Source organism: Bordetella muralis (genome assembly GCF_054781015.1).
In genome coordinates, this window is record NZ_BAAGVF010000006.1 from 994482 (window position 1) to 1011853 (window position 17372).

Here is a 17372-nt window from a genome sequence, read left to right on the forward strand (position 1 = left end):
ATCGTTGTAGCACGCGGATTTGAAGCTCGTGGGGCTCTTACCTGTTTTTAATCTGGCGCTTTTCTATTTCTCAATTGCGCGCGCGGTGGGCTTGATATCGTGAGTACATCAACTTTTCACGATCGAATATTTTGCGGAGATAGACATGTACGACATCGACCTGCACCAGCGATTGCAGCATTGCAAGACGGCATACAGCACCCGCCATGTGGATCTGTCCATGGCTACGGATCTGGTCACCACGACCAGCCCGCGCGCCGGCGACCTGGTCCTCGCGGTTGTGAGCAAGCTCGGCCATCACAAGGCGCTGGAATCGCGCGATGGCCGGCGCTCCACCTTGTTTGTCGGCGACGAAATCGTGGTGGCTTACGGTAATCGCTACGCCCCCGATCAGTTCGAAGCAGAAATCCGCGGCGACCTGGGCCCATGCGATCTGGTCGCGGCCGGCGGCATCGCATCCAACGTGTTGTCGCGCAGCGCGAAAACCGGTGCTGCGACTGCCATCACGCCCGTGGGATTGCTGGCCGATCGCACAGGCCGGGTGCTGAACGTGGCCGATGCGGCGTTGCCGGCTTTGCGTGAGCCCAAGACCGCTCGCGTCTACGCCGTCATCGGCGCGTCGATGAACGCCGGCAAGACCACGACCGCTGTGAGCCTGATACGTGGCTTTCGCGCCGCGGGATATCGCGTCGGTTCTGCGAAAGTCACGGGGACCGGAGCAGGCGGCGATTTGTGGCGCATGATGGACGCCGGCGCCCGCCCTGCGCTGGACTTCACCTCTGCCGGCGTGGTGTCCACGTATAAGGTAGAGCACGCTGAGCTGCTGCGCATCTGCTTCACCCTGGCTTCGCATGCCATGAGGACCGGTATCGATGTGTTGGTGCTGGAAATCGCCGACGGGCTATATCAGCGGGAAACGGCGATGCTGCTGCAATCACCGGAATTCCAGCAGTTGGTCGACGGCGTGTTTTTTGCCGCGCGCGACGCGCTCGGTGCCAAGGCCGGCGTCGATTGGCTGGCGCGGCATCAACTCAAGACGCTGGCGATCAGCGGCATTATCACCATTGCCCCCCTGGCCATCCAAGAGGCCACTGAGGCGGTCGGGCTGCCAGTGCTGGGCCTGGATGCGTTGGGCGACCCGGTCATGCTGGAAGAATTGACCGGCGCGGAATCGGTGCAGGCCGTCCTGTGAAGCGCCGCGGGCCGCTTCCGGCCGTATTGGCGGGCAGCCGGCGGGGACTGATGGCGTGGCTGCTGGCCAACGGGATCGCGCAAGCGGCCACCATGGCGGGTATCGCGATCGCCACACGGCATGGCTTTGACGGGCTGCATCAACCGGAAGTTGTGCCGAATGTGGTGCTGGCCCATGCCGCGGCAATTGCCGTGCTGGGCCTCGCGCTGATGTGGCTGCGTATGGCAGAGCGGACCACGGCGGAAAGGCTGGGCCAGAGTTATCTGACGGCGACTCGTCTGCGGCTTTTCGATCATCTGAACAATCTGCCCAGCCGCGTGCTGCAAAAACGCACTCAGGGTGTCCTGATGGTGCGTTTTGTCGCCGACCTCAATGCGCTCAATGACTGGGTCAGTCGCGGGCTGGCTCGGCTGGCGGTGGCGGCGATTACGATCGTGTCGGCCGTGGGCGTGTTGGCCTGGCTCGATCCGCTCATTGCAGCCTGTGTCGCCGGGGCGATCGCGGTGGCGGTGACAACCTTGGCGGCCGCCGGATCGCCGCTGTACCTGCGCGTGCGCGAACTGCGGCGCGCGCGCGGCCGCATGGCTGCCAATCTGGGTGAAAAACTGAATGTCTATTCGCCGGTGCGCGTATTCGGCCGCACCCGCGGCGAGCGCTCGCGCCTGCAGAAACAAAGTTCGCGGCTGGCCCAGGCGGCCGTATCCCAGGCTCGCCTGGCCGCTTTGCTGCGTGCGGTGCCGGATGCCGCATCGACCATCCTGACCGCGTTGGTGCTGGCGGCGGGCCTGCTACGCGTGCAGCAGGCGGGCTGGGGCACCCTGTTGGCGGCCATTCTGGTCGTCAACCTGCTGGATTCGCCGTTACGCGATCTGGGGCGTATTTTCGTGTTCTGGCAGAATTTCCGCGCGGCGCGGGATGTGCTGGGCGGCTTCTTGCGCCTGCCCACGCTGGCATCCGGCCGGCGCTTGCCGCCCTTGAGCCCTGGGCCGGGCCATCTGGCGTTGGACCAGGTATCGGTGGCGGGTGCGCTCACGCAGGTCAGCGCCGAGGCGCCCGCAGGTTCGCTGATCGCCGTCACAGGCAGCAGCGGCGCAGGAAAGTCAACGATACTGGGACTGGCTGCCCGCATGTTCGATCCCGACCAAGGCACGGTGCGATTGGATGGACAAGCGCTGGCCGAGCATGACCTCACCTCTATCCGCCAGGCTGTGGGTATGATCTCGCCCGACCTGCCGCTGCTGCGCGGCTCTATCCGGCGCAATCTGACTTACCGGGCGAGTGCCGCCAATGATGCCGAGATTGCCGACGCCTTGCAGCTGTGCGAATTGCACCAGGCCATTGCTGCCCTGCCGCGTGGCCTGGACACTCGGATCGCCGAGCGCGGCGCCGATCTGCCCGCAGCGCTGCGGCAACGGCTGATCGTGGCACGAGCCGTGATGGGTGAGCCGCGCCTGCTGTTGATCGATGATGCCGACGCCATGCTCGACGAGGTACGTACCGGTACGCTTGCGCGAGTGCTGCGCCGGCGCGGCACAACGATTCTGCTGGTCACCAGCGATCCGCAATGGCTGTCGGCGGCCGACGCCGTATGGCGTCTGGATGCAGGGCAACTCGAATCAGTTAAAGAGACGAAACATCTACATACATCAGAACATACATGTGCGGAAGTAAATATATAAAAGGATGCCCTCGCCGGGCGCCTCCGCAGAAGTATGATGCGCGGCCCATTCGCGCACTCTGAGTGTATGAGGACAACTTGAGTATCAAGACTCGGATCTGGGTGTTCCAATCCATAGTCGCCTTTTCCGTCATTGTCATGGCGATCACCTCTGTCTTTGCCACGCGTACGGCCGAGGACTATTTCGATCGGCTTTTGCATGCACGCAAAGAACTGGCCCTGACGTCTGACCTGGCGATCAACGCGAATCGCTACGCGGAGCAGATCGCCGAACTGATATTGATCGGCCCTGCGGAACTATCTGATTTCGAAAGCGCCCGTGCCGACGTCTATAAATCGTTCTTCGACTTGAAGCAGCTGGATCTGCGCATCAAGGCAGAATCGGAGCGCGACGACATCATGACGCTATCGCTCTATGAGCGCATGCATCTGCTCATCGACAGCATTGGCGGCTCCGTGGATGAGTTGCTCGCGCTGTCCTTGATCGGCAAGCGCGATGAGGCCATTGCTCTGTTCCGTTATCAGATCGAGAACCGGCTGGATTCGGAGCTCGAATATCTGATTGCCGAGAATGTCCGCAGCAAACAGGCCGAGGTCGACGCGCTGGAGTCTGTCACCGAACAATTGCGACAGAAGGTGACGGTGTCCATGCTGAGTTTGCTGGCAGCCCTGTTGGCATTGATCTCTGTGTCGGGTTATTTGCTGACTCGCTCCATTGGCCGCCCTATTCGTGCCCTGGCAGCAGGCACACGCGCGATTGAACAAGGCTCGCTGCACTACCGCATCGGCAGCCAGGCGCGTGATGAACTGGGTGTATTGTCGCGCAGCTTCGATGCAATGGCCGAGCAACTGCATGCGCAGCACGCGCAATTGCTCGCCTCCAAGAGCCAATTGGAAGGAGAGGTTGCACAACGCACACGCGACCTGGCCCAGGCCAATCATCGGCTGACCCTGGTAGACCAGCAGCGCGTGCGCCTACTAGCCGATATCAGCCACGAACTGCGCACCCCGCTGACCGCGTTGCGGGGCGAGGCCGAGATTGCGCTGCGCGGCAAGGCCTGGCACGAAACGATGTACCGTGAGGCTCTGACCGCGGTGGTGGCGCGCGCGCAGGAAATGGGACATCTGATCGAGGACCTGCTGTTCCTGGCGCGTTCGGAAGGCGATGATATCGCGTTCGAAAAAGACGCCCTGGACCTGAAGGAAATCGCGCTGGCGGCCATCCATGACACCAACGTGCTGGCACGCCACCGGGAGGTGCGGCTGATGATGGGCCAGGATACGCCAACGGAAGGCGTGCCCATATGGGGCGATCGGGCACGGCTCAAGCAGGCCGCCATGATCGCGTTGGACAACGCGATCAAGTATTCGCCCGCCGGCACGACGGTCGAGATCGCGGTGCGCGCAGGCGCACGGGCGGAGCTGGTCATCCGTGACCACGGCGTGGGCTGCGCTGCCGAAGAGTTGCCCCATGTTTTTGACCGCTTCTACCGCGGTACGGCGGCGCGCGAGCGCTGGGCGGCTGGTAGCGGCCTGGGCCTGTCGATCGCTCGCTGGATTGTGCAGAAGCACCACGGAACCGTCGACTTCAGCAGTACCGTCGGGGAAGGCTCGACATTCACCGTTCGGCTGCCATTGAGACATCAACATGTATAACGCCAAAGTCTTGCTGATCGAGGACGACCCTCGCATTATTTCTTTCCTGCAGCGCGGCCTGCAAGCCGAAGGCTACAGCGTCGAAGTCTCGCGCGATGGGCTGCACGGGTACGAAACCGCTCGCGACGGCGAATTCGATCTCATCATCCTGGACCGGATGTTGCCGCGGATGGAAGGCGTCGAGGTCTGCGCCCGGTTACGCGCGGAGGGCTGTCGTTGCCTGATTCTGATGCTGACAGCCAAAGCAGAACTGCAAGAGCGCATCCAGGGATTAAAGCAAGGGGCCGACGATTACCTGGCCAAGCCGTTCGCATTCGACGAACTGGTGGCACGCATGCAGGCCCTGCTGCGCCGGCGCCAGGATGGCCGTGCCCTGGACACGACTCTCAGCGTCGGCGATCTGCAGTTGGATTTCGCAGCCCGAACTGCGCATCGGGGCGAACGCCGAATCGAACTGACCGCGCGCGAATTCGCGCTGCTCGCCTATCTGATGGAACACGCCGGCACAGTGGTCAGCCGCGCACGGATATTGCGCGACGTCTGGGGAATGGACTTCGATCCCGGCACCAAGGTGGTAGATGTGTATATCCGTTATCTGCGGCGCAAGATCGAGCAGGAAGGAGAACTGCCGCTACTGCGCACCGCCCGCGGCTTTGGCTATACCATCGGTGCAGAAAAGGCCGATTAAAAAAAACCGATTCGGCCTTTCGTGAAGATGCTGCAGCAATCTAGTAGAGTTGGACCAATAAAGTAAAAGCGGCAAGAACTCAAGGAGACGCGCATGAGCACAAAGCGAGTACCGGTGACGGGTGCCGGCAAGGGTATCGGCCGAGCCATGGGACACAGACTCATGACGCTGATCTCCGTGGTCTAAGGAGTGCAAAGTGGACTTCTATTCCCTGCTTTCACAGCATGCTCGGACGGCGCCGGCACGGATCGCATTTCAAGATAACGCCCGCCAGCTGAACTACGCGGAGTTGTTGGCTGAAGTGGACTGTATGGCGGCACTGATGGCGTCTCGCGGGGCTCGCCGCGGAGACCGTCTGGCGCTGTGGATGCCAAATTGTGTCGAATGGCTCGTGACGTTTCTCGCATGTGCCAGATTGGGAATGATGGTGGTCGCAGTCAACACCCGGTTCAAGGAACATGAAGTCGGCCAACTGCTGCAACGCGGGCAATGCCGCTGGCTGGCATTCTGGCCGGCCTTTAAAGGGTTGCCGTTTGTCGATACGCTCAAATGCGTGGACGCTGCTATCGTTGGCCAACTGAAAGGCGTCATTGCCGTTCAAGCCAACGCAGACGTCGCCCATACCTTGCGCGATGCGTGGCCGGCGCTTGACCTGATCTCATACGCGAACACTGACACCACGTTTCCCATTTCGGATCCTGGACAAGCCCGTGACGGAGCATTGGTCTACACCACCTCGGGCACCACATCCGAGCCAAAGCTCGTCCTGCATCGGCAAGAGGGGCTGATCAATCACGGAGCCATTGCGGCCTCGGCCTATGGTGTCACTGCGCAGAGCGTGGTGCTCATTGCTGCGCCGATGTGCGGCGCGTTTGGCTTTTCCACGATGCTCAGTGGCCTGGTTCCCGGCGCCTCCTTGGTATCGCTGGCAGTATTCGATGCCAGCACTACCGTGCGGCAAATCACCGATCACGCGGTGACCCACACCTTTGCCAATAACGAACTCATTGATCTGCTGCTGAAGGAAACGGCGGGCAATGGCCGGCCCTTCCCTACGCTGCAGTATGTGGGCTATGCCAGCTTTGCCCCCTCTATGGACGATCTGCCCGAACGCGCGCTACAGGCGGGGATACCCATTGCCGGGCTATATGGATCCAGCGAACTCCAAGCCTTGGTGGCGGGCCAGCGGCTCGATATGGACTGGCAATATCGACGTGCCGCCGGAGGAACCCTGGCCTCGCCAGCCGGCAGGGTCCGTGCGGTAGATCCCGAGCATGGCAACACGCTGCCGCACGGCGCCATCGGACAGATTGAAATCCAGGCCCCCAGCCTGATGTCAGAGTATCTGGACAATCCTGAAGCCACCCGCAAAGCCATCCATCCCGATGGATTTTTCCGCACAGGCGATCTGGGCTTCACGGTGGATGAACGCACGTTTGTTTTTCAGGGCAGAGACGGAGAACATCTGCGTCTGGCAGGTTTTCTGGTCAACCCGATGGAAATCGAGGCGTTCATCCGCGAGCTCGACGGCGTTCAAGCAGTGCAAGTCGTGGGCGCCGAACGCGAGGGAAAAACCGTACCGGTGGCATTTGCCATTGCCTCGTGCGGGGCAGACGTGACCGAGGCGGCCATCATTCGCGCCTGTCAAGCCTCAATGGCAAAATTCAAAGTCCCTGAACGAGTCGCGTTTGTGCAGCAGTTTCCAATGGTGCAAAGCGCCAACTCGAACAAGGTGCAGAAGCACGAACTCAGAAAAATGGCGCAGAGACTGCTTGACGGAGATCGGCACGCCGCGCTGTGAGGGCTGAAGTCGGCCAATCTGTGCGTTCGGCCTGCCTTTTAGGCGGGGACAGCGATCGCTATCTATTCGTGCGCGCCTTTTGCGGCCTGGACAAACTCCAACCTATTCCGGCTTGCTCTCCAAAGCCGCAACACGCGACTCCAGCTGTTGCACCTGAGCTTGCAGTTGATCCACACGCTCGCGCGCACGAGCCAGCAGATCCGCCTGTACGTCGAATTCCTCGCGGGTGATCAGGTCCATTTTCGTAAAGGCCTGCCCCATCATCGCCTTTACATTGCGTTCGAGATCAGCGGCCGGGCTGCGCGCGATCAAGTCGGAAAGATTTTTCTGGAAATCTTCGAGCCATTGGGTGCGGTTCATGACGTCCTCGCATTCGATGTTCTGAATGTATAGAGTGTAGCCGCTCTAGCCCTACCAAACCCTACAACAAAAAAAATGGGCGGGCCGTACACGGCACCGCCTCAAAGCACAGGAGAAAATCGAATTGCACCAGAGCCATTGCTTGCGATAGACACACTGTCCGAGTGCCCGTCGCACTGCATCTGGTACGGTTCGATTCTTCCTGACGTTGCCGCCGACAACAAGCCACTGGGTGTAATGCCGCGTATCAACAAATTCGATACATTGCTGCGAAACGCCGAAACAGACGCAGCAATTCGATACAACCCCAGCCGTTGGCAAATGTTTTGTTTCAACCGTCCCTACCCCGGTGCCGCGCACCAATCAGGGGATCATCTCAGGGCATGAATGCACCACAATAGTGCAATGACGCACTATGTCTGGTCAAAAACTGATCGGCGCCCGCCGCGTCCCCGGCATCAACGGTGTCGCCGGTCGGCGTTCCCACTGCAGTCATAGCGAATTTGCGCCCTGACAGGGTTTTTTTATCCTGCGGCGGCGCGGCAGCCAAAAGATGGCACGCATATTGCTTTATTGCTCATGCGTGAATGCAACCATCAGAGGAACTGCCATGAAACTCATCATCGCCATCATCAAGCCGTTCAAGCTCGACGAAGTACGAGTAGCGCTTTCCGGGATCGGCGTACAGGGGCTGACGGTCACCGAAGTCAAGGGCTTTGGCCGTCAAAAGGGACACACAGAACTGTACCGCGGCGCGGAATACGCCGTGGACTTCTTGCCCAAGCTGCGCGTGGAAGCCGCCGTGCCGGATCACCTGGTGGACCAAGTGATCGACGTGATCGAGCAAGCCGCCCGTACCGGCAAGATCGGCGACGGCAAGATCTTTACCGCTCCGCTGGAGCAAGTCATTCGTATTCGGACAGGTGAATCCGGCGAAGCCGCCCTGTAAGCACAACAACAAAGCAAGAAGCATTGGAGCCTGAAAAATGGATAAAGCGGATATCTCCTGGATGCTGGTATCAACGCTGTTGGTACTGATGATGGCAGCGCCCGGATTGGCATTGTTTTACGGCGGCATGGTGCGCAGCAAGAATGTGCTGTCTGTCATGCTGCAAGTGTTGTGCACGTTCGCATTGGGCGTCGTGCTGTGGTTTGTTTACGGTTATTCGTTGGCCTTTACCGAGGGCAATGCCTTTTTTGGCGGACTGTCGCGCGCGTTTTTCTCGGGGATGTTCAATTCCGCAGATGGCACCTACGCCATGTCCGGCTCGTTGACCGAACTGCTGTTTGCGTCGTTCCAGGCGACGTTTGCCGGGCTGACATGCGCACTGATCGTGGGCAGTTTTGCTGAACGTGCACGCTTTTCCGCCGTGCTCGTGTTTACGGTCATCTGGTTCACCTTTGCCTATGTGCCCATTGCGCACATGGTGTGGTTCGCCTCGGAGACCGCGCCTGGTTTGCTCAATGCCCGCCAAGCATTGGATTTCGCCGGCGGCACGGTGGTGCATATCAACGCGGGGATCGCCGGTCTGGTTGGTGCGTATGTCATCGGCAAACGCGTGGGTTATGGCCGCGAAGCAATGCAACCCCATAACCTGCCCATGACCTTCATCGGCGCCGCCCTGCTGTGGGTGGGTTGGTTCGGGTTCAATGGTGGCTCGGCACTGGCCGCAAACGAAGGCGCTACGCTGGCATTCTTTAACACCATGATTGCGACCGCTGGCGCGATTCTGGCCTGGCTGTTCACCGAATGGGCAATCAAGGGCAAGCCTTCGATGCTGGGTGCTGCTTCTGGCGCTATCGCAGGCCTGGTGGGTATTACGCCGGCAGCGGGTTTCGTCGGCCCGGGCGGCGCGCTCATCATCGGCGTGCTGGCTGGCATTGTCTGCGTATGGGGTGTCAATGGCCTGAAGCGCATGTTGCGTGCAGATGACTCGCTGGATGTGTTCGGCGTGCACGGCGTCGGCGGTATCGTCGGTGCGCTGCTGACCGGTGTGTTCAATGCCAAGGCGCTCGGCGGTCTCGGTGCCGGCACCGGCGAGGTGATGTCTCAGCTCTGGGTGCAGTTGGAAGGCGTGCTGTTGACCATTGTGTGGTCGGGCGTGGTGGCATGGGTGGCCTACAAGATCGCCAACATGCTCTGCGGTGTCCGTGTACCGGAAGACCAGGAGCGCGAAGGCCTGGACGTAACCAGCCACGGCGAATCGGCATACCACAGTTAAAAGGAAGGGGCTGACGCCGCGCTGAATATGGCGGCAAACGGTCTCCCCAAGGGGAAAAGCCACCGATGTGAAAGCATCGGTGGTTTTTTATTTGCGTCAGTATTTAGCCCGCTATTACCTATCCTCGATCAAATCTGCCTAGACTGCTCTCCATACCGCAATGGCAAAGCGCATTGCTCACCACAAAAATGACTGGAGACCTGCATCATGGCAAAACTGATTCACACGATGGTGCGTGTGCGCGATCTCGACAAATCGCTGGCGTTCTATCAAACCGCATTTGGGCTCGAGCCCAGCTATCGACTGGATTTTGACAGTTTCTCGCTCGTGTATTTACGCAATAGCGAAAGCGAAACGGAAATCGAACTCACGTGGAACAAGGGCAAAAGCGAACCGTATACGCACGGCGATGGATACGGACATGTCGCCTTTGTGGTGGACGATGCCGTCCACGAGCGCGAACGCCTGACTGCACTGGGATTCACCCCCAATGACCTCAAAGAATTCTTCGCCGCAGACGGCGCATTGATCGCGCGCTATTTCTTCGTTCAAGACCCTGACAATTACAAGATCGAAGTGCTCGAACGCCACGGGCACTATCAGTAGCTCAACGATGCCAGGCTATGGCAATACCCGAGCCCGTGACCAAGAAAAGCCTGCTCAAGGCTACGATAAGGAGACACACATGCAATCCAAACACATCGCTCTCGCCCTTGAGCGAGAGCCGTCACCCGCCACAGAAAAGTCCTGTATTTCGCTCACACGCCGAGCCCTGTTGAAAGGCACGGGCGTGTTATTTGGCACATTGGCGATGTCGTCCGCGCTGACCCTCATCGCACCGAGCCGGGCCTGGGCCTTGGAATTAAAAAGCCTCGATGAGCATCAGGGAAAGGTCCTGCTTGCATTGATCAAGCGCATCTATCCTCACACCACATTGGATGACGCCGTGTATGCACTCGTCGTCAAAGACCTTGACGGCAAAGCTGCGGGTGCTGCCGCGGTACGGGATCAACTGGCCGAGGGTATACGCAAACTCGATACGCAGGCAGGTGGTGATTGGTCCACTCGTGCTGTCGTCGACCAGGACCGTGACGTGGCCGCGTTGGCGGACACGCCATTTTTCCAGACCGTACGTTCGACAGCAGTGGTCTCGCTTTACTCCAATGCGCTGGCTTATGCCCATTTCGGTTATGGCGCACAGGCGGGAGATGGCGGCTATCTATACAAGGGATTCAATGATCTGGCGTGGCTGCCGAATCCCCCGGAACAAGACAGCGGCCCTATCCCGGCAAACTAATTAGAACGAGGAGACAGACATGGCGAACACAAATACTCCAGAACAGCCCGGCAAAAAATTTTCCCTCGACGATGATCATGTCGTCGTAGTGATCGGCTCGGGCGCAGGCGGCGGAACATTGGCCAATGAGCTCGCGCAGAAAGGCGTAGACGTCGTCATCCTCGAAGCCGGAAAATTGCATACGCAAGCGGATTTTCTGGCTGATGAATGGGCGTCGTTTCAGCAATTGTCGTGGCTCGACCCGCGTACTGCATCTGGCTCGTGGCGTATCGCGAAAGATTTTCCCAACCTGCCTGCATGGATCTGTAAAACCGTCGGAGGCACATCGGTGCACTGGGCCGGCGCCAGTCTGCGTATTCAGCCGTATGAATTCAAGGCGCTGACGACATATGGAAAAGTCGATGGTGCGACATTACTCGACTGGCCGATCACGCGCGAGGATCTGGATCCCTATTACACTCGTGCCGAGAAGAAACTCGGTGTGACCCGTACGAATGGCTTGCCAGGCTTGCCGGGCAACAACAATTTCAAAATATTCCACGAAGGCGCCACCAAGATAGGCTACAAGCATGTCAGCACGGGCCACATGGCGATCAATAGCGTGGCCAACGATGATCGGGCTCACTGCTATCAGCGCGGGTTCTGTTTTCAAGGCTGTCGATTCGGCGCGAAATGGTCCACCTTGTATACGGAGCTGCCACGCGCGATTGAAACCGGGCATGCGGAATTGCGTACCGAGGCACATGTGGCGCGTATCGAACATGATGAGGCGGGCAAGGTCAATGCCGTGCTGTACTACGACTCCAAAGGAGCGCTTCAACGGCAAAAAGCCCGTGCGGTTGCGGTCGCAGGTAACTCCATCGAGACGCCCCGTCTGTTACTGAACTCGCACTCGGCGAAGTTTGCCAATGGACTGGCAAACAGCTCGGATCAGGTGGGCCGCAACTACATGCGGCATACGACTGGTTCGGTCTATGCCACGTTTGCAAATAAAGTCGACATGTACAAGGGCACGGTGATGGCCGGCATCGTCGAGGACGAGGCGCGCCACGACACGTCGCGCGGGTTTGCAGGCGGTTATCACATGGAGACGATATCTCTAGGATTGTCGTTTTACGCGGCGTTTCTAGATCCGGGCGCATGGGGTGCGAAATTCGCGGATGCGATGGATCAGTATGCGCACACTGCGGGACTATGGATCGTGGGCGAAGACATGCCCCAGGCCTCCAACCGAATTACCTTGAACTCCGAGCTGAAGGACCAATACGGCCTGCCGACCGCAGACGTACATTTCGACGACCATCCAAACGATGTTGCCATGCGCGAACATGGCTTCAAACAATCCGAGGCATTGTATAAAGCGGTGGGGGCCAAGGATACCTATCGTGTACCGCCCTATCCTTCCACGCATAATCTCGGCACGGCACGGATGAGCGACAAACCCGAAGACGGTGTCGTGAACAAGCATGGCCAAGCGCATGACATCCGCAATCTATTTATTTCGGACGGCAGTCAATTCACAACGGGTGGAGCGGAAAATCCCACGCTGACTATCGTATCGTTGGCAATTCGCCAAGCGGATTACATTGCTGAACAGATGAAGCACGGAGCGATCTAAAGTCTTGAGGCCATCACAGAGAGGGGGCGCCCGAGCGCGCCAGCCGGCAGCACGGACGCCGATTGCCGTCCCGGCACCGGGAACCGCGGAATCGGCGTAACATCAATGCGGCAAGCCCGGCGCTCGACCGGGTCCCGCTTTTTCAAGATAGGAGGACAATCGTGTGCCAGATCTATGTAAATACGGATCCGATTCTTTACGAATCCCGCACGCGTTCGTTACGCATTCACGGCGTGGTGACGACGGTCCGATTGGAAAATCTGTTCTGGAACGTCTTGCAGGAAATCGCGGAACGCGAAGACCTGACGACGAGTCAGTTTGCGATCAAATTGCATGATGAATTGCTCGCTCGCCACGGGGATATGCCGATGAGCTTTGCGTCGTTTTTGCGTGTTTGCTGTCTACGATATTTATCGCAGAAGAACACCGATCTCACGCCTTTATGCGATGGGCGTGATGCGACGCGGTTTCAGCCGGTATTGGCGCATGCGCGGTGACGCGCCCTTGAACCGCTGGCCGCCTCAGCTTTTGCGCGGCGCCGGCTGCGGTGGTGCGATACTGGCATCTATCAAACGGCTGGCAACTTCGGGCAGATAGCGCGCCGGTCCGCCCTCGCCGAATATCTGGCCAGACACAAACGCCCCCTCCAGCAGTAACATCAATCCGTCGGCCAGGACATCCGGATCCGCGGCCCCCATGTCCACCGCGAGTTCCACCATACGCGCACGCAGATCAGCCTTGTGCCTCACAGCGACTTGATGCGCAGGATGATCGGGCTCGGGATACTCGACGACGGCGTTGGTCAAGCCGCAACCGCGATAACGTGTGGTGGCCACAGGCAGGCTGCTCTCGTCTCGCGCGACGCGATCCGAGGTCGGCGCTACGGGTCTGCCCGCCGAGCGTTGAGCCAGGCCTTCGAAATACACCATCAACGCAGCACGCGGGTCATCGGGGTGCAGGGGCGCTCCCTCATTGAACTTGGCCCAGAACTCGACTTCGTAGTCGCGCAAATACGACGCTGCCAATTCGTCTTTCGACGAAAAACTGCGATACAGACTGGGCTTGGTCACACCCGCCTCGGCCACCAAGGCGTCCACACCCACCGCGCGAATGCCATCCTCATAGAACATGCGGCGCGCGGTCTCGCGAATACGCTCGGACGCCAGCTTGGGGGGCGCCGATTGGGGGGACAACTCAGCCGCGGCAGAGGAAGCAGTTTTACGGGTCATGGCGATACTCCTGACATCGGATCAATATTTTTTACTTGACGATGTTACTGACCGGTACGTAGCATACGAGTTCCCGATACGTACCAGTCAGTAACATGAGTATATCCCAGCTCCCTCGCCCCTTTCAGCACTATGGGCAACGCTACGCCTTTGTGGTGGTTGCCGTCATCTTTCTATCCCTATTAGTCTCGGCTGGCCTGCGCTCTACCCCGAGCGTGTTGCTCATCCCGTTGGAGGAAAACTTTGGGTGGACCCGCGCCACTACCTCATTGTCGGCCGCCGTGGGGATCTTTCTGTATGGCCTGGTGGGGCCGTTCGCTGCGGCAGCGATGGAACGGTTTGGCGTGCGCCGTGTGTTGGTCGCTGCATTGAGCTTGATGGCGATATCTACAGGGCTGAGCAGCTTCATGACCGAACCCTGGCATTTGTTACTGAGCTGGGGTGTGTTCTCCGGTATTGGCTCGGGCGCGGTGGCGGTGGTGTTGGGTGCGACGGTGGTCAACCGCTGGTTCGCTTCACGCCGTGGCCTGATGATGGGATTGCTGACCGCCAGTACGGCGACCGGGACATTGCTGTTTTTGCCCGGTCTGGCCGCCCTGGCCTCGTCTGGCGACTGGCGGCGTGCGGTGTGGGCGGTGACTGCGGCGACAGCAGCATTGGTGCCGCTGGCTTGGTGGCTAGTGCGTGACCGGCCGGCCAGCGTGGGCCTGACGCCCTATGGTTCTGCGCCCGATACGCCATTGGCGGCACCGGCACCGCGCACCGGTTTACTGGCCGCGACATTCGGTGCGTTGAATCGTGCGATTCGCACACGCACATTCTGGTATTTGTTCGCAACGTTTTTCGTCTGCGGCTTTACGACGAATGGTCTCGTGGGCACGCATCTGATCGCGCTGTGCGGCGACCATGGCATTCCCGAGGTGCGTGCCGCAGGACTATTGGCCGTCATGGGGATTTTTGATCTGATCGGCACGACGGCGTCCGGATGGCTGACGGATCGCTATGATCCGCGCAAGCTGCTGTTTGTTTACTACGGGCTGCGCGGATTGGCGCTGATGTATCTGCCCTATTCCGATTTCTCGTTCTACAGTCTGTCGATTTTTGCGATATTTTTCGGTCTGGATTGGATCGCGACCGTCCCGCCCACATTGCGCCTGACCACCGAGGCGTTCGGTGAACGCGATGCGCCGATCGTATTTGGCTGGATCGTCGCGGGCCATCAAGTCGGCGCTGCGTCGGCGGCATGGATGGCGGGCTATATCCGCGACACGCAAGGCAGCTATCTGGTGGCGTTTGTGTTGGCAGGAGCGACCGGCATCATCGCGGCCATCCTGGCGCTGATGATTCGGCGCTCGGGCAGAGCGCCCGAGCCGATTCCGCTGGCAGCAACCTGAGCTGAGATTAATAGCGATACTTCAACGCCAGATTTCCCCCTGTCTCGTGATATCCCGAGTTGCCTTGATTGCGGAACAAGGCAACATCGAGTGAGACACGCTGATTGATGTCGCCCTCTACGCCCAATTTCAATTGACCCGTGTTGCGCCCGCCATGCATCTCGGCGCCCACACCATTCATACGCACCGCGTAGTTTTTGCTGGAGCGCAGCCAGTTGAGCTCGAGGTGCGGTGTGATGGTCGAGGTCAAGCCGCTGGGGATGTGTGCGGCCGCCCGTAAACCAACGACTGTCTGCGTACGGCCACGATTCAGGAAGTGGACACGCGTACCGTTCGCCTCCTGCAGATTAGCGGAGCGTACGTTCTGATAAATGATCTGCGCGTGGGGCTGCAGCACGTACTTTACGTTATTCCGTTCGGCGATCTTGGCGTTGTAGCCGAGTTCTGCCGACGCCGTGACGCCTTTTGAGGTGTATTTTTCGAGCGGCAAGTCATCGCCCTTGACCTTGTTGTTGAAGCGGTTCCATAGCACCCAGCTGTCCAGGTATATCCCGCTCTGGATATCGGCGTTTTGCTGATAGGTGCCATAGATCCCCACGCTGTGACCGTCCACCTTGCCGTGACTCGAATAGCCCGACACACGCGATGTCGTGTGTCCATGGTACTGTCCGTATCCGCCCATGACACCGAGGGTGATCTGATCGAGCAGGTTGGTCGAGCTCGCCAGCATATCGATGCCTAGCATCGCCATGTTTTTGTCACCCCGGATACGCAGTTGCCCCGAGGCGTCATTGAGGTGATTGCGCGAGCCGTTGTACCGCACCCATACGCTGCCATGATGGCCGGGGGCCTCGCCCTGGTAGTAGCTGCTGAGCCGGTCGTTCAGGTTCATCTGAAACATGGTGTTGGCTGCCAGGGCATTGCTGTTGTAGGAGCCTGCCTCGGGGCGGATGACTTTGGTACGTGGCGCTAGAGGTGCCCGGATGATGAGGGCATTCTCGTTTGTGGTGTCGGGCTTTGAGTCTGATGAATTACCAGGATCAGCCGCAGCGCTCTGTTCGTCCGAGGGAGGTCGTTCGGAGATCTGCTTGGGAGACGTGCGGCCCTCTGAACTGGATGAGTCGCCTGCGGATCCGTCTGATTGATCCTTATTTTCCGACGTATCACTCACCAGGTACCAGTCCTTCCTTGAGCCGGAGGCTGGGTCGCGATCATCTCGTCGTGCCAGACGGTACTCATAGGACCCCGCCACGGCGCGCCCCGCCAGGGTGAACTCCGCCGCTGAATCCCCGCGTACGGTAATCAGCTTGATAACGCCCCGAGCGTAATCAATATCGGCGCCGCTACCCAAATTGATAATTCTGACTTGGGATTCGCCGCTGCTATTTCCCATGATTACCAATTTGTCGTGAGCCATGCTGCGCGACGGGGAGATCAACTTCACCAAACGAGCACGCTCGTCAATTGCCATATGCACGACACTCCCTTTCTCCCCATGGTAATCCCCCTGCACATAGAGCGTACTGCCGGCTCCGCTTGGCAAATTATGAATCCATACGTCCCCATGGACGGCGAGATTGCCTTTAATAACGAAACTTTCTGCCTGATATTTTGTTCTCGCCGCTAACGAGCCGACCTGCAACGACCCTCCGCGCTCTATCAGAATGTGCTGATCCCGCTGCCGTCCAGGCCCATAGTCGGGTGCAGCCACGCCGTTCCCTAGTAACGACGCCTCATTTTGTACCGTGATCCGCTTTGCAGCGATGCGGCTATCGTCCACCTGTAGTGCGCCCGCTTTGACGATGATTTCTCCGTTGAAGTCGTTGTCATGCATGGTCAGTGGCCTGGAAGCGTCCCCGCCCCTGGTGATCAATTTGCTGAGGCTATCTCCGACAACGTGCACTTCGTCGAACGAGAAATCATCGCGCGTACGCATACCGTCACGGACGATCACGGTTTGAGAGCCGAACAAAACCTTGGGTCGTTTTAAGGTAACCCAGTCAGACCAAGACTGCTCTTCACTGTGTAGCTCAGAAAAAGGAACCACATGAGACCGGCGGACATCATTACCGACATGCGGACCCATCACGGATTGTGCGGCGCAGGGCAGAGACAACGATGCCAGCAATACGTACGACGCGGCCACTGCGGATGGCTTTGGTCGGCGCTTACGCATTGCCGGGGACACCACCCATCCGCGGACACTCGAGTTCCGTTTGAGTTTGCAGATCGTGATC

15 protein-coding genes are annotated in these 17372 nt (G+C 59.2%); 12 read left to right on the forward strand and 3 right to left on the reverse strand.

The window, feature by feature from the left end; all coding sequences use genetic code 11:
* Nucleotides 1–145 precede the first annotated feature (145 nt).
* The 5 genes from ACYVIT_RS15550 (at nucleotide 146) to ACYVIT_RS15570 (ending at nucleotide 7015) form a co-directional block, all read left to right on the forward strand.
* The gene (locus ACYVIT_RS15550; protein ID WP_460478226.1) at nucleotides 146–1192 is read left to right on the forward strand and encodes a DUF1611 domain-containing protein; all 1047 of its coding nucleotides are present in this window, start codon (nucleotides 146–148) and stop codon (nucleotides 1190–1192) included.
* Nucleotides 1189–2871, forward strand: coding sequence for an ATP-binding cassette domain-containing protein (locus tag ACYVIT_RS15555; RefSeq protein ID WP_415808258.1), 1683 nt, complete (start codon nucleotides 1189–1191; stop codon nucleotides 2869–2871). The genes ACYVIT_RS15550 and ACYVIT_RS15555 overlap by 4 nt, the downstream gene beginning before the upstream one ends.
* 77 nt (nucleotides 2872–2948) lie before the next feature.
* A complete protein-coding gene (locus tag ACYVIT_RS15560) occupies nucleotides 2949–4526 on the forward strand; it encodes a sensor histidine kinase (protein ID WP_415808257.1) in 1578 nt (525 codons plus the stop codon).
* Nucleotides 4519–5214, forward strand: coding sequence for a response regulator transcription factor (locus ACYVIT_RS15565; RefSeq protein WP_415808256.1), 696 nt, complete (start codon nucleotides 4519–4521; stop codon nucleotides 5212–5214). The genes ACYVIT_RS15560 and ACYVIT_RS15565 overlap by 8 nt, the downstream gene beginning before the upstream one ends.
* 196 nt (nucleotides 5215–5410) lie before the next feature.
* The gene (locus tag ACYVIT_RS15570; protein ID WP_415808255.1) at nucleotides 5411–7015 is read left to right on the forward strand and encodes an AMP-binding protein; all 1605 of its coding nucleotides are present in this window, start codon (nucleotides 5411–5413) and stop codon (nucleotides 7013–7015) included.
* 102 nt (nucleotides 7016–7117) lie between these two features.
* Here the strand turns inward: ACYVIT_RS15570 and ACYVIT_RS15575 are convergent, their stop codons facing one another.
* On the reverse strand, nucleotides 7118–7375 hold the full coding sequence (locus tag ACYVIT_RS15575; protein ID WP_415808253.1) for an accessory factor UbiK family protein: 258 nt from the start codon (nucleotides 7373–7375) through the stop codon (nucleotides 7118–7120).
* Between the two features lie 610 nt (nucleotides 7376–7985).
* Here ACYVIT_RS15575 and glnK point away from each other — a divergent pair.
* From glnK to ACYVIT_RS15605, 6 genes are all read left to right on the forward strand, one after another.
* Nucleotides 7986–8324, forward strand: a complete 339-nt coding sequence (glnK, locus tag ACYVIT_RS15580; RefSeq protein WP_012249555.1) for a P-II family nitrogen regulator — start codon at nucleotides 7986–7988, stop codon at nucleotides 8322–8324.
* 37 nt (nucleotides 8325–8361) lie between these two features.
* Complete coding sequence (amt, locus tag ACYVIT_RS15585) at nucleotides 8362–9597, forward strand: ammonium transporter (RefSeq protein WP_415808252.1); 1236 nt, start codon at nucleotides 8362–8364, stop codon at nucleotides 9595–9597.
* A 207-nt stretch (nucleotides 9598–9804) separates the two neighbouring features.
* The gene (locus ACYVIT_RS15590) at nucleotides 9805–10203 is read left to right on the forward strand and encodes a VOC family protein (protein ID WP_415808251.1); all 399 of its coding nucleotides are present in this window, start codon (nucleotides 9805–9807) and stop codon (nucleotides 10201–10203) included.
* Nucleotides 10204–10282: 79 nt separating this feature from the next.
* Entirely contained in the window at nucleotides 10283–10894 is a 612-nt protein-coding gene (locus ACYVIT_RS15595) for a tat (twin-arginine translocation) pathway signal sequence (RefSeq protein WP_415808250.1), read from the forward strand.
* Nucleotides 10895–10913: 19 nt separating this feature from the next.
* Nucleotides 10914–12512: a GMC family oxidoreductase gene (locus ACYVIT_RS15600; RefSeq protein ID WP_415808249.1), complete on the forward strand. Its 1599-nt coding sequence runs from the start codon at nucleotides 10914–10916 to the stop codon at nucleotides 12510–12512.
* A gap of 161 nt (nucleotides 12513–12673) precedes the next feature.
* Nucleotides 12674–13009, forward strand: coding sequence for a ribbon-helix-helix domain-containing protein (locus ACYVIT_RS15605; protein WP_094821715.1), 336 nt, complete (start codon nucleotides 12674–12676; stop codon nucleotides 13007–13009).
* A gap of 24 nt (nucleotides 13010–13033) precedes the next feature.
* On the opposite strand, the gene ACYVIT_RS15610 is transcribed toward ACYVIT_RS15605, so the two are convergent.
* Nucleotides 13034–13741 carry a TetR/AcrR family transcriptional regulator gene (locus tag ACYVIT_RS15610; protein ID WP_415808247.1) on the reverse strand — a complete coding sequence of 236 codons (708 nt, stop codon included), beginning with the start codon at nucleotides 13739–13741 and terminating at the stop codon, nucleotides 13034–13036.
* Nucleotides 13742–13836: 95 nt separating this feature from the next.
* Here ACYVIT_RS15610 and ACYVIT_RS15615 point away from each other — a divergent pair, with 95 nt between their 5' ends.
* On the forward strand, nucleotides 13837–15135 hold the full coding sequence (locus ACYVIT_RS15615) for an MFS transporter (protein ID WP_415808246.1): 1299 nt from the start codon (nucleotides 13837–13839) through the stop codon (nucleotides 15133–15135).
* Between the two features lie 7 nt (nucleotides 15136–15142).
* On the opposite strand, the gene ACYVIT_RS15620 is transcribed toward ACYVIT_RS15615, so the two are convergent.
* Nucleotides 15143–17221 (reverse strand): autotransporter family protein, encoded by a 2079-nt coding sequence (locus tag ACYVIT_RS15620; RefSeq protein ID WP_415808245.1) that lies wholly within the window; start codon nucleotides 17219–17221, stop codon nucleotides 15143–15145.
* Nucleotides 17222–17372 lie beyond the last annotated feature (151 nt).